The sequence below is a fragment of the Bradyrhizobium sp. WYCCWR15520 genome, from assembly GCF_056174665.1.
Genome location: NZ_JBWBWM010000072.1, coordinates 1 through 17,302, shown reverse-complemented (window position 1 = coordinate 17,302; position 17,302 = coordinate 1). Strand labels below are relative to the sequence as shown.

16 protein-coding genes and 1 pseudogene are annotated in these 17,302 nt (G+C 62.8%); 5 read left to right on the top strand and 12 right to left on the bottom strand.

The window, feature by feature from the left end:
* Positions 1-444: 444 nt before the first annotated feature.
* Positions 445-1,053 carry a hypothetical protein gene (locus tag AC0QUY_RS40060; protein ID WP_475391450.1) on the top strand — a complete coding sequence of 203 codons (609 nt, stop codon included), beginning with the start codon at positions 445-447 and terminating at the stop codon, positions 1,051-1,053.
* 120 nt (positions 1,054-1,173) lie between these two features.
* Here the strand turns inward: AC0QUY_RS40060 and AC0QUY_RS40055 are convergent, their stop codons facing one another.
* The 4 genes from AC0QUY_RS40055 to AC0QUY_RS40040 all read right to left on the bottom strand — a co-directional run bounded on the left by AC0QUY_RS40055 (position 1,174) and on the right by AC0QUY_RS40040 (position 5,795).
* The gene (locus AC0QUY_RS40055) at positions 1,174-2,262 is read right to left on the bottom strand and encodes a TRAP transporter substrate-binding protein (RefSeq protein ID WP_475391449.1); all 1,089 of its coding nucleotides are present in this window, start codon (positions 2,260-2,262) and stop codon (positions 1,174-1,176) included.
* Between the two features lie 430 nt (positions 2,263-2,692).
* Positions 2,693-4,006, bottom strand: a complete 1,314-nt coding sequence (locus AC0QUY_RS40050) for an NAD(P)H-dependent oxidoreductase (protein WP_475391448.1) — start codon at positions 4,004-4,006, stop codon at positions 2,693-2,695.
* 185 nt (positions 4,007-4,191) lie between these two features.
* Positions 4,192-4,992 (bottom strand): phytanoyl-CoA dioxygenase family protein, encoded by an 801-nt coding sequence (locus tag AC0QUY_RS40045; protein ID WP_161849974.1) that lies wholly within the window; start codon positions 4,990-4,992, stop codon positions 4,192-4,194.
* 128 nt (positions 4,993-5,120) lie between these two features.
* Positions 5,121-5,795, bottom strand: coding sequence for a GntR family transcriptional regulator (locus AC0QUY_RS40040; protein WP_475391447.1), 675 nt, complete (start codon positions 5,793-5,795; stop codon positions 5,121-5,123).
* 141 nt (positions 5,796-5,936) lie between these two features.
* On the opposite strand from AC0QUY_RS40040, the gene AC0QUY_RS40035 reads away from it, so the two are divergent.
* A complete protein-coding gene (locus AC0QUY_RS40035; RefSeq protein ID WP_475391445.1) occupies positions 5,937-6,749 on the top strand; it encodes a class I SAM-dependent methyltransferase in 813 nt (270 codons plus the stop codon).
* A gap of 7 nt (positions 6,750-6,756) precedes the next feature.
* On the opposite strand, the gene AC0QUY_RS40030 is transcribed toward AC0QUY_RS40035, so the two are convergent.
* A complete protein-coding gene (locus AC0QUY_RS40030) occupies positions 6,757-7,614 on the bottom strand; it encodes a sigma-70 family RNA polymerase sigma factor (protein WP_475391443.1) in 858 nt (285 codons plus the stop codon).
* Positions 7,615-7,730: 116 nt separating this feature from the next.
* Between AC0QUY_RS40030 and AC0QUY_RS40025 the strand changes: the two are divergent.
* Together AC0QUY_RS40025 and AC0QUY_RS40020 are read left to right on the top strand one after the other, a co-directional pair.
* Positions 7,731-8,185 (top strand): annotated as a pseudogene (locus tag AC0QUY_RS40025) (carboxymuconolactone decarboxylase family protein).
* A 153-nt stretch (positions 8,186-8,338) separates the two neighbouring features.
* Complete coding sequence (locus tag AC0QUY_RS40020; protein ID WP_475391441.1) at positions 8,339-10,072, top strand: adenylate/guanylate cyclase domain-containing protein; 1,734 nt, start codon at positions 8,339-8,341, stop codon at positions 10,070-10,072.
* A 13-nt stretch (positions 10,073-10,085) separates the two neighbouring features.
* On the opposite strand, the gene AC0QUY_RS40015 is transcribed toward AC0QUY_RS40020, so the two are convergent.
* Positions 10,086-10,910 carry an alpha/beta fold hydrolase gene (locus AC0QUY_RS40015; RefSeq protein ID WP_475391439.1) on the bottom strand — a complete coding sequence of 275 codons (825 nt, stop codon included), beginning with the start codon at positions 10,908-10,910 and terminating at the stop codon, positions 10,086-10,088.
* A 5-nt stretch (positions 10,911-10,915) separates the two neighbouring features.
* Positions 10,916-11,740, bottom strand: coding sequence for an alpha/beta fold hydrolase (locus AC0QUY_RS40010; RefSeq protein ID WP_475391437.1), 825 nt, complete (start codon positions 11,738-11,740; stop codon positions 10,916-10,918).
* Between the two features lie 183 nt (positions 11,741-11,923).
* Between AC0QUY_RS40010 and AC0QUY_RS40005 the strand changes: the two genes are divergently transcribed.
* Positions 11,924-12,466 (top strand): methylated-DNA--[protein]-cysteine S-methyltransferase, encoded by a 543-nt coding sequence (locus AC0QUY_RS40005; protein ID WP_475391435.1) that lies wholly within the window; start codon positions 11,924-11,926, stop codon positions 12,464-12,466.
* Between the two features lie 103 nt (positions 12,467-12,569).
* Here the strand turns inward: AC0QUY_RS40005 and AC0QUY_RS40000 are convergent, their stop codons facing one another.
* The 5 genes from AC0QUY_RS40000 to AC0QUY_RS39980 form a co-directional block, all read right to left on the bottom strand.
* A complete protein-coding gene (locus AC0QUY_RS40000) occupies positions 12,570-13,373 on the bottom strand; it encodes an enoyl-CoA hydratase-related protein (RefSeq protein WP_475391434.1) in 804 nt (267 codons plus the stop codon).
* Positions 13,370-14,239, bottom strand: a complete 870-nt coding sequence (locus AC0QUY_RS39995) for an MBL fold metallo-hydrolase (RefSeq protein WP_475391433.1) — start codon at positions 14,237-14,239, stop codon at positions 13,370-13,372. The genes AC0QUY_RS40000 and AC0QUY_RS39995 overlap by 4 nt, the downstream gene beginning before the upstream one ends.
* A 17-nt stretch (positions 14,240-14,256) precedes the next feature.
* Positions 14,257-15,450, bottom strand: a complete 1,194-nt coding sequence (locus tag AC0QUY_RS39990; RefSeq protein WP_475391431.1) for a serine hydrolase domain-containing protein — start codon at positions 15,448-15,450, stop codon at positions 14,257-14,259.
* Between the two features lie 21 nt (positions 15,451-15,471).
* Positions 15,472-16,086: a glutathione S-transferase family protein gene (locus tag AC0QUY_RS39985; RefSeq protein WP_475391429.1), complete on the bottom strand. Its 615-nt coding sequence runs from the start codon at positions 16,084-16,086 to the stop codon at positions 15,472-15,474.
* Between the two features lie 147 nt (positions 16,087-16,233).
* On the bottom strand, positions 16,234-17,076 hold the full coding sequence (locus AC0QUY_RS39980) for a fumarylacetoacetate hydrolase family protein (RefSeq protein ID WP_161849963.1): 843 nt from the start codon (positions 17,074-17,076) through the stop codon (positions 16,234-16,236).
* Between the last annotated feature and the right edge of the window lie 226 nt (positions 17,077-17,302).

The following is a 17,302-nucleotide window of genomic DNA, read 5'->3' as shown; positions in this document are numbered from 1 at the left end:
GCGCCGGGATCTGGCGCTGCGCTATGCCGAGGGCTCCGCGCCAGCTCCCGTCGCTACCACCGCCCAACCGGGCAAATCCAATAGCCGGAGCGAACTCAGGATTGGATAAAACTTGGGGGCAAGGTCATTGCCCAGTCTCCACCGAGAGGCCGGGCGTGAGGGTCCGCAAGTGCTTGCATTCCGCCGCAAGCCGAAGAGGCGAGCCCGTGACCGACCACGTTCTAAGGCATTTGCTCGCGTAGACTGGTCCCAGGTCTCCTGAACGGGGGTCTTCGAGCGCCGGTTCGACGGAAGATTCCTCACATCACGTACCTCTGAACAGGTCGTGATCATTCGGCCATGATTCGGCATCAGCTTCCGGCGCAAGTTCACGGGCCATTCATTCGGGTTCCCATACCCCTTTGCCCAAGACCGAACACTGCCTTACCTTCAAGGAGCTTTCCCATGCGTGAGATTTTCCGTCCCGCTGCCTGCGCGTTCAGCGCCGCCTGTCTCGCGCTCGCAGTGTCGGCGATTTCCAGTAGCGAGGTGCTGGCGCAGGCCAAGCAGGCGCCGCCGGCGAAGCAGGCTCCCGCCCAGGCCGCGCCGCCGGCAGCAGCAGAGGCCCCCGCCGTCAAGCAGATCGCGTTGACCGAGAAGCAGATCGAGGGCGTGCTTGCGGCGCAGAAGGACGTCGACGCGATCACCGACAAGATCCCCGACAACGCCAAGCCGGATCCGAAGGTCGACGCGCAGCTCGACGCGGTGGCCAAGAAGAACGGCTTTGCCAGTTACGACGAGTACAACACCGTCGTCGACAACATCAGCCTGGTGCTCGGCGGATTCGATCCCGCGACGAAGAAATTTGTCGGCGCCGAGGCCGTGCTCAAGGCGCAGATCGCCCAGATCCAGGCCGACAAGAAGATGCCGGCCAAGGACAAGAAGGAGGCGCTCGCCGATCTCAACGAAGCGCTGAAGTCGCCGCCGCCCGCGATCGAGAACAAGGGCAACATCGAGCTCGTGGCGAAATATTACGACAAGCTCGCCGAAGCGCTCGGCGAGGCCGAGGAATAATCCGCTGGCGTTTGGCCGGCATCGGCTCGCTTCCAGAAAACGCGTCGAATCAGCAACTATTCAACGAAAAAGCCCCGGAGACATCTCCGGGGCTTCTTTTTTTGTCAGCGATCATGCGCCTCAGGTGCGGGTGCGCATTCGCATCATGAAGCTGTCGTAGCTCAGTTCAGCTACCTGATTCCACGCCAGCGATTCGTTACGAAACGCCGATAGGCTCGTATACATCTTGTTGAAGTGCGGGTTGTTCTTGGCCAGATCCGCGTAGATGCCGTTGGCGGCATTGTAGCAGGCTTCCAGAACTTCCTGCGGGAACGGTCGCAGTATCGCGCCCGCCGCCAGGAGGCGCTTCAGCGCCGGCGGATTGACGTAGTCGTATTTGCCGGTGACCCAGGTGAAGGTGTCGTAGGACGCGGTCTCGACCGCAGCCTGGTAGTGCTTCGGCAGGGCGTTGAACTTCTCGAGGTTCATGATGTTGTGACCCTGGCCGGTGCCTTCCCACCAGCCCGGATAGTAGTAGTACTTCGCGACCTTCACGAAGCCGAGCTTCTCGTCGTCATATGGGCCGACCCACTCGGCCGCATCGATGGTGCCCTTTTCCAGCGCCGGATAGATGTCGCCGCCCGCGATCTGCTGCGGCACGCCGCCGACCTTGGCGATGATGGTGCCTGCGAAACCGCCCACGCGGAATTTCAAGCCTCGGAAATCATCCATCGACTTGATCTCTTTCCGGAACCAGCCGCCCATCTGGGCGCCGGTCGAGCCGGTCGGCTGGCCGATGCAGCCATATTCCTTCAAGAGGTCGTTGAGCATGTCCATGCCGCCGCCGAAGCGCAGCCAGGAAATATGCGAGCGCGTGTTGAGGCCGAACGGCAGCGACGTGCCGAAGGTGAAAGCCGGGTTCTTGCCCCAGTAGTAGTAAAGCGCCGTGTTGCCCATCTCGACAGTGCCGTTCGAAACGGCGTCGAGCACCTGCAGGCCGGGGACGATTTCACCGGCGGCGAACGGTTGAATCTGGAATTTGTTGTCGGTGATTTCGGCGACGCGCTTGGCAAAATATTCGCAGCCGCCGTAGAGCGTATCGAGCGCTTTCGGCCAGCTTGCCGTGTAGCGCCACTTAATTTCCGGGTTCGATTGCGCAATCGCAGGCGCGGCAACTGCAGTCGCGGCGAGACCGACGCCGCCCACTTTCAAGAAATCACGACGCTTCATTTGTTTCCCCTCTGTTATCGCCGAGACCGACCAAGGGACAACGATCTGATGTCGTCTTCTCTGCTTTACCGATGGCCGGTGCTGGACTGTTGTTTAGGAATGTGGGCCCTGAAACCAAGGCTCTTGGTTTTTCAAATGCAATCAATTTCCCGGCTTTGTGGACCTGAGGTCAGGATGACGAATTGGTGATTGATAATCAAGGGCTCTGCTTCCGCCGCAGCTGCGAAGAGCTGCCTGAATTCTGAGCGGCGGAGCCCTTCATCCCACGAAAGACTAAGAATGCGTGCGAAGTACGAATGGTTAATTCGATACCGCATTGCGGTAATTCCGCAGCGCAGACGCTTACGATGCGCCCGTCATTTGCCTGAACGTGCATGTGCGGGGCAGGAGCATTTCAAGCTGTAGCCTGCTGCCACTACGCGTCGCGCGATCATCGTCTCGTCGAGAATGTCGCTTCCATCGCCCTGCGCGTCTTGATGGTGTCATTGCCTTCGTCGACCTCGACATCACTCCAGCGCACCACGGCGCCGTGGGCGACGTCGTTCTTCAGTTTGACGCGATGGGCAAGTCCTATCGGCAGCGCGCCGGCGGCGAGACTTTTCGATGCCGGCATCAGCTTGCCCCACACCGTGTAGCCGCCTTCGCCGTCGAGCATTTCGCCTGCGCGCAGATTGCGTTTCGCGACCGCTGCGACGTCGCCGCGAAAATCATGCGGCTGGCCGGTTGGCTCGTTGCGCAGCGCGGCCGAGAGGATGGAGATGTTCAGCTCTAACCCGATCAGATGATACGGCTTGTACATCGCCGCATATCGGCCCGAGGCGTCGGTCTTCAGCCCGTACTGCTTGAAGCAATCGGCGGCGTAATCGTTGGGCGCTTCCAGCACGACATAGACGCCCCAGCGCAGATCGCGGAATACGGGACGGCCGTCGCGCTCCAGCGACGACACGACTTCGGCGAGGCCAGCCTTCTCCAGCACGCCGCCTTGGTCGCGCGGCCGCATCACATGCGGCAGATCGTCGACGCCGCAGGGCGGAAACAGCAATCCTTCCGACGGGACGTCGAGCCCGCAAGCGTTCGCAATCGCAGCCATTTCGATCGCGGATTTGGTGCCGTCCAGAAACGAGTTGAACATCTGCGGATTCATTCCGGCCGATTGAGCTTCCCCCGCGGTCAGCCCGTAATGGCTCCAGACGCCGTCCGGCGTCACGTCGTGATAGGCGGGCAGGTATTTCGTTCCCTTGCCGGCGGCGACGACGCGAAAGCCCGTCGCCCGCGCCCAGTCCACCATCTCTGCGGTCAGCGCCGGCTGGTCGCCATAGGCGAGCGAATAGACCACACCAGCCTTGCGGGCTTCCTGCGCCAATAGCGGGCCGGCCAGCACGTCGGCTTCGACATTGACCATGACGACATGCTTGCCCGCCGCGATCGCCGCGCGGGCATGACGGATACCGACGGCGGGGTTGCCGGTTGCTTCCACCACGACGTCAACTGCGCTGTCCGCAATCGCGCGCTCGCCATCATCGGTGAAAGCCGTGCGTGCGATCCGCGCCTGGTCCCAGCCGACGGTGCGGCACGCTTCGCTGGCGCGATCGCGATCGATGTCGATAATGACGGGCACTTCGAGGCCCGGCGTATGCGGCACCTGCGACAGGAACATCGAGCCGAACTTGCCGGCGCCGATCAGCGCGACGCGAACCGGCTTACCGGCGGCAGCGCGGGCGTTGAGGAGATGATGGAGATTCATGAGAGCGATCCCGACAGGTAAAGCTGCAGCAATGATGTTTCTGTCCTGGCCGGGGCTTGTCCCGGCCATCCACGCTTTTTTCGCAGCAGCATCGCAAGACGTGGATGCCCGGGACATCTAGCGCGAAGACGCGCTTCGCGCTTCTGTCCGGGCATGACGACTAACTTGATGTGGCGCCCGTGAGTCTACTCCGCCGCCTGGCGGTGTGCACGCGCCAGCCGCAATAGCGCGTCGTCGTCCACCGGCTGGATCGGGGTAAAATCGCGGTGCGCGATGTATTCGGGGCGCGTCGGCGTGCGGATATAGTTCGAGACCGCGTTCAGCGTCAGATAGACGATCTTGCGCGGGTAGGGCGTGATGTTGCCGCTTGATCCGTGCACCAGGTTGCCGTGGAACATCAGCATGCCGCCGGCCTTGCCGGTTGGCGCCACGATGCCGCCTTCCTTGACGAGCCGGGTGACCGTCTCCTCATCGAGCGTCCACAGCGGATAGGAAGTGGTCTCAAGGTCATGGGAGGCCTTGAGGTCACCGGCGTGCTGGCTCTTCGGCACCAGCATCAAGGGGCCATTGATCGGCATCACCTCGTCGAGGAAGATCGCGATGTTCATCGCCCGCGGCAGCGGCATCCCGTCGTCGCGTTTCCAGGTGCCGTAATCCTGATGCCACTGCCAAACGTCGCCGGTGAACGCGGCCTTGGCGTTGATCTTGAACTGGTGCATGTAGAGTTTTTCGCCAAAGATCTGCTCGATCGGTTCGATCATGCGCGGGTGCGCGCCGAGAACGCCGAAGGCTTCGTTGTAGAGATGCGCGGCAAAGGCGGTGCGCGGCGCGCCGCTCTTCTCGCGCCACACCTCGGGTCGGTCAGCGTCGTAGATGCCGACGGCCTCGCGGGCGAGATAGTCAACTTCCTCCTGGCTGAACAACTCGGGTAGGAACAGCCAGCCTTCGCGATTGAAGAATTCGATCTGCTCTGGCGTCAGTTTCATGGCGTTCTCTCCTGTGATTTCTTGTTCTGTTGTTGTCATTGTCATTCCGGGCGATGCGAAGCATCGAACCGGAATCTCGAGGTTCCGGGTCTGGTGCTAGCGCACCATCCCGGGACCACGGCGCTTGATTACGCCGCCCTATCAGTCGCCCTCAGCCTCTCCTCAGTCATTCGTCCAGCCGTCTGCGCATGGGCCAGCGCCGCAGCCTCCGCCGCCTTGGCGTTGCCGGCGAGAATGTGCCCGGCGATCGCCTCGTGCTCGGTCCAGGCGCTTTCACGGTAATCGAGCTCGGCGAGCACGGTCGCCATCGAGCGGCGCATATGCGGCCACTGCGGCGCGATCATTTCCTCGATCGCGGGATTGCCCGCGAGGCGATAGACCGCGCTGTGAAAATCGACGTCGAGCGCAATCAAGCGTGCCAGCGGCGTATTTCCATCGATGGTCCGCCCGGCCTGCAGCGCCGCTTCGAGCTGCGTGCGGCCGGCAGTATCGGTCCTGGCGCGGCCGGCGGCCAGCCGGGCGGCGAGCGCGTCGATGGCGCCGCGCACCTCGTAGAGCTGGCGGATGCGCTCCGGGTCGAGCCGGGTCACCTCAAAGCCGCGGCGGCCGCTTTCGGCGACGAGACGCTGCCGGTGCAGCAGATGCAGCGCGTGGGACACCGGCTGGCGCGAAACGCCAAGCCGTTCCGCTAGTTCGTTCTGCCGGATGCGATGCCCAGGCGGCAGCGACCGGTCGGTGATCGCCTCGAGGATCCGGGCATAGACCTGGTCGATCAGGTTGGGGAGCGGATCCAATGGGATCATGTCGGTCGTCCAGCTTTGGAATACGGAATTCCGAATTCAGAGACTAATCCACTGTGCCTGCCATCGTCAAGGCTGGAATCGGGGTGCCACGCCGGGTACCCAGGGAATAAGCTCAGCCCCTGGGGCGATCGGAGGTCCGCCATGAGCAGCGATGCGGCCGGCTTCACTGGCAATATCCCGCAATACTACGATCAAGGCCTCGGCCCGATCATCTTCGCCGAATACGCCGCCGATCTCGCCAGGCGGGCGGCCGATAGCGGTCCGGCGCGGGTGCTGGAGACCGCCGCCGGCACGGGTATCGTGACCCGGAAATTGCTTGACGCGCTACCCGAAGGCACGCAGTTGACGGCGACCGATCTCAACCCGCCGATGCTGGAGATTGCCCGCGCCAAGTTCGGGCCCGGCGAGCAAGTCGCCTTCCAGCCGGCGGACGCGGTCGCGCTTCCCTTTGCCGATCAGAGCTTCGAGGCGGTGGTCTGCCAGTTCGGCCTGATGTTCTTTCCCGACAAGGCAAAATCCTTTTCCGAAGCCCATCGGGTTCTGGCTCCCGGCGGCCGTTATCTGCTCAACGTCTGGGATTCGCATAGCTACAATTCGTTTGGCCGCATCGCGCATGAGGTTGCGGGGCGTTTCTTTCCGGCCGATCCGCCACAGTTTTACAGCGTGCCGTTCTCCTGCCACCAGATCGATCCGATCAAGGAGTTCTTGATGGCCGCAGGCTTCGGCGACATCGGCATTGCCGTGATCAGGCAGGAGCGTGAGCTCCCTGACGTTGCACAGTTCGCCCGTTCAGCAGTGTTTGGTAACCCGCTAATCGATCAGATTCGGGCGCGCGGCGGAGTCGATCCGGAGCGCATTGTCGAGGCGCTAGCGCGGGAATATCGCCGTGAGTTCGGCGACAAGGCCGGCCGGATGCCTATTCAAGCGATCGTGTTTTCAGCGACGAAGAGTTAGTCCCTGTTCACGTGAGCAGGGTCACGTCGAATTTGCCGATCCGTTCGGCGTCTGCTATCGCCTCGATCGCCGATATCCGTTCGCCGCTGATGGTCAGGCGCACCACGACGCGCAATTGCCCGCCGAGCATGACGGCGAGTGCCAGAGATCCGTCGACCAGCGCCGGCTTGGCGGCCTGCGCGCGGCCCTTGAAGAACTCTGCGACCGCGGCGGCGCCCCGGATTTCGGCCTGCGAACCGAGCCGCTGCGCCGCTTGATCGGCGCGCACCACCACATCCGGATCCAGCACCGCGAGCAGCCCTTCGAAATCGCCGTCGCGGGAGGCCTTGAGGAAGGCGTCGACGATGTTTTTCTGCCGGCCGAAATCGGCGTCCGGCGGCGGCGTACCCTGCACCCGGCGGCGGGCGCGGCTGGCCAATTGCCTTGCTGCGGCAGGCGTGCGGCCGACGATCGGTGCGATCTCTTCAAAGGGAACGGCAAACATGTCGTGCAGCACGAAGGCGAGCCGTTCGGCCGGAGCCAGCGTCTCCAGCACCACCAGCAATGCTGCGCCGACGGAATCGGCCATCTCGGCGTCACGCCCCTGTGCATCATCAGCGACAGGTTCCGGCACATGCGGTCCCATCGGCTCTTCGCGCCGTGACTTGCGCGAGCGCAGCATGTCGAGGCAGACGCGGGCGACGACGGTGGTCAGCCAGCCGCCGAGGTTTTCGACCGCCCTGGTGTCGGAGCGGCTCAGTCGCAGCCAGGTCTCCTGCACGGCGTCGTCGACCTCTGCGGTCGAGCCCAGCATCCGGTAGGCCACCGCCCGCAGACGGGCCCGGTTGGCCTCGAATCTCTCAGCCAGAAACTTTTTCTCGTCCATCGGTCACATTCCCATGTCGTGTTCCGTCATGGCCATGACGAGCGAAAGCGCGCCGATGTGACAGCAAATCGGTGCGGCCGCGTCAAAACAGAACCAACCATATGGAGCGTAAAATGATGCAAGCCCGAATGAACCACCTGGTCATGGTTGTTCCCGATGCCATGAAAGCGTTGCACGCGCTGGGCGAATTGACCAAGAATAGCCTGTCGGAAAAGCTGCTCGAACTGGTGCATCTGCGTGCCAGCCAGATCAACGGCTGCAGCGTCTGCGTCGACATGCACCCAAAACTCGCCAGAAAGGCCGGCGAAACCGACGAGCGGCTGTTCGCGGTAGCCGCCTGGCGCGACACGCCCTATTCACCGAAGGCGAACGGGCGGTGCTGGCGTTGACGGAAGCGCTGACCCGGATCAGCGACCGCGCTGATCCGGTGCCGGACGAGGTATGGAGCGAGGCCGACAAGCATTTCGACGAGGCCGAGCTTGCGGCGCTGATCCTGGCGATCGCCAATATCAATGTCTGGAACCGGCTTAACGTCGCCGTGCGCCAGCCGGTCGGCGCCTGGAAGGTCTAGCTGCGACCCAATTGCGGTCAATTTTATCGCGCCGGAACGTGCTTAATTCACCGGCGCGCGCTAAACAACAAGCCCGGCCGGCTCGGCCGGGCTTTCGCTTTTGTTGCTTCGTCCCGTTTCACGATCATGCCCGTCCTTTTAGAAAAAACAGCCATGCTGCGGCCGACCATTCGAAAGCGAATTCTCGGCATCGCCCTCGGCTTGATCTTCCTGATGGCGATCACGTCGGCGCTGTCGACGGTGATGACACGCAAGATTGCCCATCAGCTCGACGAGTTCAGCGGCAAATATGTCGAAGCGTATGGGCATCTGGCGCGGATGAATATCCGTTCGCTGGAGCAGGCTCTGGCGCTGCGTCGGATCGTGATCGGCAGGATGCAGTCGCCGCCCGACATGGCATTCTCTGCAGATCAGCGAAAAATCTATGAAGCGAAGGGACAGGAAATCGAACAGGAGGCGCAAGCCGCGCGCGCCCTGATCAACGCGATCATCGACGACGTCTCCACCGAATCCGATAACGCCCGGCTGGCCCGGATCGACGATCGAATCGAGCGCGTAACCAGCGATCTCCGCCGCTATCTCGGTGAGGAATACAAGCGGCTGTTGTCCCTGCTCGATGCCGGGAATTTCGCGGAGGCCAGGGCCAGCCTGGCGCGGACCGACACGCTGCGCGACGAACTCAACCAAAGGATCGAAGACATCCGCACGGACATGCTGACGCAGGTCCGCAGCGATGCCGTGACGACGATGCGCGACCAGAAGACGGCCATTGTCATCTCCGTTGTCCTGACCTTGCTTGCGGGCATCCTCGGACTGATGTTTTCGCTTTTAATCAGCATCGGCATTACCCGGCCGGTCCGGCGTTTGCTGGAAGGTACCCGTGCGGTGGAAGCCGGCCGGCTCGACGGATCGATCGACGTCACCACGCGCGACGAAATCGGTCAGCTGACGACGGCCTTCAACAACATGGTCGAGCAGCTGCGCCACAAGGAACGCCTACGCGAAACTTTCGGCCGCTATGTCGACCCGCGCGTCGTGGAAGGACTGATGGACCCGCAAGCGCTGACCGCGAGCAATGGCGAGCGGCGGGTGATGACGGTGCTGTTCTGCGACATGAAGGGTTTTACGAGCCTCAGCGAGGGCATGACGCCGCAGGGCCTTGTCAAGGTGATGAATCACTATCTTTCGACGATGTCAGGACCGATCCGCAGCCATCGCGGCATCATCGACAAATATATCGGCGACGCGATCATGGCCTATTGGGGGCCTCCCTTTACCGAGCATGGCGAACAGGCACGGCTGGCCTGTCTTGCCGCCGTCGAGATGGCGGATCGCGGCCAGGCGTTGCGAACCGAGCTGCCCGAATTGCTTGGTGTGCGCACCGTGCCGAGCGACTGCGAAGTGCGCATCGGCATTGCCACCGGCGAGGTGCTGGTCGGCAGCATCGGCTCGGAATTCATGATGAGCTACACGGTGATGGGCGACGCGGTGAACCTGGCCTCACGCCTGGAGAACGTCAACAAGATCTACGGTAGCCACTCGCTGGTTTCGGAGGCAACGATCATGGCGGCCGGCGATGCGGTGGAATCGCGCGAGATTGACCGACTGGTCGTCGCAGGCCAGACCCGCCCCGAAGCGGTGTTCGAGATCATCGGGCGCGCGGGCGAGTTGACCGAGCAGCAACGGGTGCTGTTGGCGCGGTATGCCGAGGGACTGGCTGCCTATCGGGCGCGCCGCTGGGATGAGGCGCGTCGGGCTTTTCAGGCTGCGCTCGAGGCAGTCCCCAGCGATGGGCCGTCGATGGCGATGGCCCAACGTGTCGAAAATTTTCAGGCAAACCCGCCGCCCGCCGATTGGGATGGCGCGTGGCGCCTCGATCAGAAGTAAGGCGGCGGCGAGGTCACGCCTTCAGAAATTCCAGCACGATGTCGCAGAACTCCCGTGGCGCCTGTTCGAACATCCAGTGGCGGGTGCCCGGGATCACGGCCGTCCGCGCGCCCGGCATATGCTCGGCCAGCACGCGCCAATTCACCGCCAGCGCGCCCTTGGTGTCGCCGCCGCCAATCAGCAGCGTCGGCGTCTGAATCGATTCCGCTTCGCTCTTCAGAAACGGCTTGCGGTTTTCGCCGACCTGGCCGAGCAACGTATAGACATTGTCGCGTAATTGCTGCCGGGCCGTCGCAGGCCACCGCGCCCATGCGCCTTCGCCGTCGATGCCGTCGACGAACAGCGCCAGCGCGCCGTCAATGTCGCCGTTTCGCACCATCTCGGCCGCGATCGGAACGCGCGGGCCGAGTGGCACCGGTCCGGGCGGCGGGGTGCTCGGCTGCAGCGCGGGTTCGAGATCGCCGCCGGGTTCAGCAAGAACCGCCTTGCGCAACAGATCGGGCCGGGCCTGCGCCACGCGGAATCCGATGTGGCCGCCGCGGGAATGGCCGATCAGATCGACCGGGCCGGCACTGAACTTTTCGATGAAGCCGATGACGTCGGTTGTGTGCTGCGCCATCAGATAGTCGTTGCCGACGCCGTCCCAGTGTTCGGGAAAGAAGCGCCGAAGGCTCAGCGAGATCACGCGGTGCCGTTTCGACAACGGCCCGAGCACCGCGTTCCAGGTGCGGAAGTCGCCGAGCGTGCCGTGCACGAGAACCAGCGGCGGATTGTTAGCAATGCCTCTGCCGACATCGAGATAGGCCATGTCATAGCCGTTGACGCTCAAGGTCTGCATCGCGATCAGTCCTCCGCGAGATAGGACAGTACGATCTCGCAATATTTCTGCGGCGCCTGTTCGAACATCGGATGCGTGGTGCCGGGAATCATCTCGGTGCGCGATCCCTTTACATTGGACGCCAGGGCCTTCAGCACCTTTGGCAGCGTGCCCTTGGTGTTGGCGCCGCCGATGAACAGCGTCGGTGTCCTGATCGCTTCTGCGTCCGCCTTGGAGAAGGGTGGCCGCTGGTCGCGCATCTGCCCGATCACCGTCGTGGCGTTGTCACGCAGCAATTGTTTCGGCGACGCCGGCAGTCGCCTCCAGGCGCCGGGGCCTTCCAGCGCATCCAGGAAAATCTGCAAGCCGCCGTCGATATCACCCCTGGCGATCACCTCGGCTGAAGCCGCGATCATGCCGGCGAGCGGCGAGGGGCCGGGCTTGCAGGCGGGATCGAGCGTGGCGTCGAGCTCGCCGCCGGGCTCGGCCAGAATCAGCTTGCGCAACAGGTCCGGCCGGCGCTGCGCGACGCGAAAGCAGATATGCCCGCCGCGGGAATGGCCCATCAGGTCGACCGGTTTTGCATCGAGCTTCTCGATGAAGCCGATAACGTCGTCGATATGCTGGGCGATCGAGTAGGTGTCACCCACACCATCCCAATGCTCGGGAAAGAAATGTCGCAGCGACGGCGCAATCACGCGGTGCTTGCGGGTCAGCGGACCCAGCACTGACGACCAGATCCGGAAATCGCAGAGCGAGCCATGCACGCACACCAGCGGCGGGCCATTGCCAGTGCCTTGGCCGAGATCGAGATAGGCCATGTCATAGCCGTTGACGTTTATGGTTTGCATGGGGCTCGTGAGCTGGGGAAGGCCAAAGGCCATTGAATGGCGTCGCAACGTCCCCAGATCAGCGGAAGTTGTTCATGCCGTCAAGTTCCCCCGGAATTCGGGTGGATAGCAATAATCTCCAAGCCTAGATTTGGGCCAGATGCGAAGTGGGGTGGCACTGAACAGGAGACTATGGAGCCAGCCATGACCGGGCACCATTTTACGATATTCGACACCGCGATCGGCCGCTGCGGCATCGTGTGGGGCGAGCGTGGCATTACCTCGGTGCAATTGCCGATGGGCGACGAGAAGAAGACCCGCACCCGCCTGCAGCAGCGCCATGGCGACCTGATCGAAGCGCCACCGCCGGCAAACGTGCAGGCCGCGATCGACGGCATGGTCGAGTTGCTCGAAGGCAAGCCGAACGATCTTGCCGACGTCGTGCTCGATCTCGACGGCGTTCCCGAATTCAACCGCGGCGTCTACGACATCGCACGCACCATTCCGCCGGGCCAGACCATGACCTATGGCGATATCGCCAAGAAGCTCGGCGGTGTGGAGCTGTCGCGCGACGTTGGCCAGGCGCTGGGCCGTAACCCCTGTCCGATCGTGGTGCCGTGCCACCGCGTGCTGGCGGCCGGCAACAAGCCCGGCGGCTTCTCCGCCAATGGCGGGGTGGTGACGAAGCTGAAGATGCTGGCGATCGAAGGCGCGGCCGTGAACCACACGCCGAGCCTGTTCGATTGAAGCTTCGGTTCTGATTAAATCAGAACCGAAGCTCCAGATTCTTGTTTTGACGCATTTTCTTCACGCGAACCGGTATCCACTTCGCTTGAAAACGCTATCGGTTTCACCGCCCCTTGAAATTGGGCGTGCGCTTCTCGTTGAAGGCCAGCACACCCTCACGGCGATCCTCGGTCGGCACCATGCGGTTATAGGCCTCGATTTCCAGCGCGAGGCCGTCGCGCAGCGACAATTGCAGGCCGCGATGGATCGACAGCTTTGCCTGGCGGACGGAAATCGGCGCGTTGCGGGCGATCCGCGCCGCGGTCGCCAGCGCCGACGGGAACAACTGCGGCAGCGGCAAAACTTCGTTCACAAAACCCCATTCACGCGCTTCCGCTGAGGTAAACGGCTTGCCGGTGAGGATCAGCTCCTTGGCGCGACGCTCGCCGATGGCGCGCGGCAGGGTCTGCGTGCCGCCGCCGCCCGGCATGATGCCGAGGGTCACCTCGGTCAGCGCGAAGCGCGCCGTCTCCGCGGCATAGAGAAAATCGCAGCATCCGGCGATCTCGCAGCCGCCGCCATAGGCCGCGCCGTTGACGGCGCCGATGATCGGCACCGGGCAGTCGATCAGCGCCCGCACCATCCGCTCGAAAATGACATGCTGGCGCGTCCACGCCTCATCCGTCATGCCGCGGCGCTCCTTCAGGTCGCCGCCGGCGCAGAACGCCTTGTCGCCGGCGCCAGTCAGGATGAGGCAGCGGAGGTTCTTTGGATCAAGCGCGACGTCCTCGAAATACCTAACGAGGTCGCGCCCCATCTGGGTATTGAGGGCGTTGGAGGCATCCGGACGATTCAGCCGGACGACCGCTACATGCTCGTCGACCAGTTCGACCAAGAGCGTTTCGAAAGCGGATGGGTTTTGATTCATATCGCCTCGCAGGAAAATCCGCTACCTGCACGCCGGATCTTCCCAACAGAGGGTGAAGGGAAATGCGCCGTGCAGCACAGCGTTTCGGTGTCGCAATAGCGTTCCAGGAAGCTGCGCCGCGTCTTCGCCGCCTGCGCCTGATCGACGTCGAATTTCATGGATAGTTCCGGATAATGCGTCTGCAGCGGCGAATGCATCAGGTCACCCGAGAATACCGCGTCATCCTTGGCACGGCCGAAGGTGAAGGCGGTGTGGCCGGGCGTGTGGCCCGGCGTCGGCAGGATGCGGGTATGATCGCCGATTGCGAAATCGCTGCGGACGATCTCGGCCTGCCTGGACTCTACGACCGGCAGCACGCTGTCGGCAAACGGCGGCACCGGCGTCTTGGCGTGCATCTCGGTCCAGTAGTCGAATTCGGTCTTGTCGAACACGTAACGCGCCTTCGGAAAGGTCGGCACCCAGCGGCCGTTGTCGAGCCGCGTGTTCCAGCCGACATGATCGACATGCAGATGCGTGCACATGACATAGTCGATGTCGTCGACGGAAAAACCGGCGGCGGCGAGACCGCGCAAATAGGTGTCATCGGTCTTCATGTTCCATTTCGGCCGCTGCGGCCGTGGCTTATCGTTGCCGATGCAGCTATCGATCAAGATGGTGTGGTGCGGCGTCTTTACTATATAGGACTGGAAGCACAGGATCAGCACATCCTTGTCGTCGAGCGCGCCGACGTTTCGCATCCACGGACGGTGCTCCGCCAGAACGTCCGGTGTCAGGCTTGGCAGCAACTCCAGTGCCGGCAGAAAAGTGGTCTCCTGCTCGATGATACGGTGAATGGTGAGATCGCCGACAATGAATTTGAGGCTCATGCTCGTCCCTGGCTGAATTATCGCGCGTTATCCCTGATGTAGGGAATGAGGAAGTTGGCGAGGATGTCGAGCGCTGCGTGACCTTGCCGGCCGCTGGAATAGAGGCCTGACGTGGTCATGACGACAAGGTCGAGTTCAGGAACGACGAAGATGCGCTGGCCACCGAGGCCCATTGCGGCGATCCACTTCACGTCCCTGTCGCCGGATAGGGTGCGCCCCATCCACCATTGCTGGCCGTAATAGAACAGGCCGCCGAAATAGCCGATCGCCTGAAAGCGCGGCGTGACTGATTGCTCGATCCATTTCGCCGAGACGATCTGCCTGCCATTCCAGGCGCCCTTGTTGAGTACGAGCTGGCCGATCTTTGCGGCATCGCGCGGGCGAAGCCGAAGGCCCGCAGCCGAGGCAATCCGCTCATTCCGGTACTTCATCCATTCCCAGTCCGAGATGCCGAGCGGCGCAAACAGCGCTTCGCGCGCAAACGCCTCCAGCGATTGGCCTGACACGCGCTCGATGATGTTGCCGAGCAGATCCGTTCCGCCGCCATTGTAGTTCCATACCGTGTCCGGCGGTGCCGCGATCGGCTTCGACAGGACGTAGCGGTACGGGTCCGCCTCGTTGACGAGATGTGGCTCGTCGTTCTGCGGATCCTTCCAGGCGCGGTTCTCGTCCCATTGAATGCCCGACGACATGGTCAAGAGATGGCGCAGTGTGATGTTGTCCCAGCCGGGCGATTTCACCGCAGCATAATCCGGGAAGAACTTGACGACGGGTTCGTCGGCATTCTTGATCAACGCGCGATCGATCGCGATACCGATCAGCAACGAGATCACGCTTTTCGAAACCGACCGCATGTCGTGCTTGGAGGTCGCATCGAAATCATGCTGCCCGTCGCCCATTCCCCAGGGCTCGTCACGGCCCGGAAAATACTGCTCGAACACCAGCTTGCCGCGGCGAATCACGACCACGGCATGAACGTTGGCATTGGTGGCCGCGAGCCGCGCCGCGATGCCGCACAGGCGCGGGCCATCGAGGCCGACGCTCTCCGGTGTGGCGGTCGGCCAGCCGTCGTTGAGTGATGTGGGGCTTCCGCAGGCGAGATTGCGCTGGTCGGTCGAGAATTGATGGGTCTGCGCCGCAGCAGCAGAAGCCGCGAGTACGACGACGGCGGCAAGGCCGAGGCGCCGCAAACCTTTGCCACCCTCGCGCATGCCGCTGTCTCCTTCCAAGTGTTACGCCGGGGGCGGTACCGAGATCTTTACCGACGGCCGCTCCAGCATCCTCTGATGAAAGGCGTCGAGCTTCGGATAGGCCTTGCGCCAGCCGCAATCGGCAAAGCGGAAGTCCGCATAGCCGAGCACGCAAACAAGGCCGATCTGCGCAATGTTGAACGGACCGGACAGCACGTCGGGCCTGTTTTCGAACCGCGCTATGCCGGCCCAGGCCCGCTTCCAGTGGTCGTCATGCCAGGCGTCCCAGCGCAGCGCTTCCGGTCGCACCATCTTTTCGTAGCGGCACAGCAGCATGGAATCGAGCATGCCCTGCAACAGCGAATGGTCGCTTTTGACCTTCCAGCGTTCGGGCCCGGAAGTGGGGATCAGCTTGCCGCCGCCGGCGAGCTCGTCGAGATATTCTGTTATGACGTAGGAATCGAGGATGACGTCGCCATTGTCGAGGATCAGCACCGGCAACTTCTTCAGCGGAGTGATCTTGGAATATTCCTCGTTCGGCTGACCCGGCGCGACGGTGGCCGGCGTGAGCTCGATCTTGTCGATCAGGCCGGTCTCGATTGCGGCAATGCGGACTTTTCGGGCGAACGGGGAGGCGGGAGAGAAGGTGAGTTTCATTTTTCTTATTCCCTTGGATGTTTTCTCCATCGTCATGCCCGGGCTTGTCCCGGGCATCCACGTTCTTGAAAGTCTAACCGCAAGCAAGACGTGGATGGCCGGGACGAGCCCGGCCATGACGAGCTGGCGGGAATATTTCGCGAGCCCTCAGGCCGCGATGATTTCCTGACGCTGCTCGCCGAGGCCTTCGATGCCGAGCGTGACGACGTCGCCGACGTTGAGGAAGGTCGGCGGCTTCATGCCGAGGCCGACGCCGGGCGGGGTGCCAGTGGTGACGATGTCGCCGGGCAACAGCGTCATGAACTGCGAGACATAGGAAATGCACTTCGCCATCGAGAAGATCATGGTCGAGGTGTTGCCGGTCTGGCGGCGCTGGCCGTTGACGTCGAGCCACATGCCGAGCTTCTGTACATCAGGGATTTCGTCCTTGGTGACGAGCCAGGGTCCGACCGGCCCGAACGTGTCGTGCGATTTGCCCTTGGTCCATTGGCCGCCGCGCTCCTGCTGGAAATTGCGCTCGGAGACGTCGTTGCAGACACAATAGCCGGCGACGTGGTTGAGCGCGTCGGCTTCCGAGACATACTTGGCGCGGGTGCCGATGATGGCGGCGATCTCGACCTCCCAGTCAAGCTTGGTGGAGCCGCGCGGCTTTTCGACCGCGTCGTTCGGGCCCGACAGTGAGGTGTTGGCCTTGATGAAGAAGATCGGCTCGGACGGGATCGGCGATCCCGTCTCCTTGGCGTGGTCGCTGTAATTCAGGCCGATGGCGACGAATTTGGAGATGCCCGTGACCGGCGCGCCGAAGCGCTGCTTGCCGTCGACGGCGGGAAGCTTGGAGGTATCCAGCGCCGCCAGCTTGGCCAGCGAGGCCGGCGCATAGGCCTCCCCGTCGAGATCCCTGATCTGGGCGGAAAGATCGCGCAACTGGCCGGATTTATCGATCAGGCCGGGCTTTTCCGCACCCTTGGCGCCGTAACGAACAAGCTTCATTTTATCGCTCCCTGCGGGGTTTATCAGACTTATTGGTGGCATACCTCGGCACGCTTCTTGGAACAGCGGCGCAGGAAATTCAACTGCCGAAAGCGCAGGGTAGATGGGGTAACGGGCCCCGGTCCACCCTCCAGGCAAGCCGCGCTTGCTACGGCGGTGTTGGGTGGCGCGCTTCGCGCGACCTGCCTGGAAGGCGGGCGGTCGTCCCTCACATTGATGGTGTTAC

Bases quoted from the DNA above. Each gene is read 5' to 3' on its own strand.
- AC0QUY_RS40045 (WP_161849974.1), bottom strand. From the start codon at position 4,992: ATGAAACTGACGCCAGAGCAGATCGAATTCTTCAATCGCGAAGGCTGG.
- AC0QUY_RS40000 (WP_475391434.1), bottom strand. From the start codon at position 13,373: ATGAATCAAAACCCATCCGCTTTCGAAACGCTCTTGGTCGAACTGGTC.
- AC0QUY_RS39990 (WP_475391431.1), bottom strand. From the start codon at position 15,450: ATGCGCGAGGGTGGCAAAGGTTTGCGGCGCCTCGGCCTTGCCGCCGTC.
- AC0QUY_RS40030 (WP_475391443.1), bottom strand. From the start codon at position 7,614: ATGGACGAGAAAAAGTTTCTGGCTGAGAGATTCGAGGCCAACCGGGCC.
- AC0QUY_RS39985 (WP_475391429.1), bottom strand. From the start codon at position 16,086: ATGAAACTCACCTTCTCTCCCGCCTCCCCGTTCGCCCGAAAAGTCCGC.
- AC0QUY_RS40035 (WP_475391445.1), top strand. From the start codon at position 5,937: ATGAGCAGCGATGCGGCCGGCTTCACTGGCAATATCCCGCAATACTAC.
- AC0QUY_RS40055 (WP_475391449.1), bottom strand. From the start codon at position 2,262: ATGAAGCGTCGTGATTTCTTGAAAGTGGGCGGCGTCGGTCTCGCCGCG.
- AC0QUY_RS40060 (WP_475391450.1), top strand. From the start codon at position 445: ATGCGTGAGATTTTCCGTCCCGCTGCCTGCGCGTTCAGCGCCGCCTGT.
- AC0QUY_RS40010 (WP_475391437.1), bottom strand. From the start codon at position 11,740: ATGCAAACCATAAACGTCAACGGCTATGACATGGCCTATCTCGATCTC.
- AC0QUY_RS40005 (WP_475391435.1), top strand. From the start codon at position 11,924: ATGACCGGGCACCATTTTACGATATTCGACACCGCGATCGGCCGCTGC.
- AC0QUY_RS39980 (WP_161849963.1), bottom strand. From the start codon at position 17,076: ATGAAGCTTGTTCGTTACGGCGCCAAGGGTGCGGAAAAGCCCGGCCTG.
- AC0QUY_RS40050 (WP_475391448.1), bottom strand. From the start codon at position 4,006: ATGAATCTCCATCATCTCCTCAACGCCCGCGCTGCCGCCGGTAAGCCG.
- AC0QUY_RS40015 (WP_475391439.1), bottom strand. From the start codon at position 10,910: ATGCAGACCTTGAGCGTCAACGGCTATGACATGGCCTATCTCGATGTC.
- AC0QUY_RS40040 (WP_475391447.1), bottom strand. From the start codon at position 5,795: ATGATCCCATTGGATCCGCTCCCCAACCTGATCGACCAGGTCTATGCC.
- AC0QUY_RS39995 (WP_475391433.1), bottom strand. From the start codon at position 14,239: ATGAGCCTCAAATTCATTGTCGGCGATCTCACCATTCACCGTATCATC.
- AC0QUY_RS40020 (WP_475391441.1), top strand. From the start codon at position 8,339: ATGCTGCGGCCGACCATTCGAAAGCGAATTCTCGGCATCGCCCTCGGC.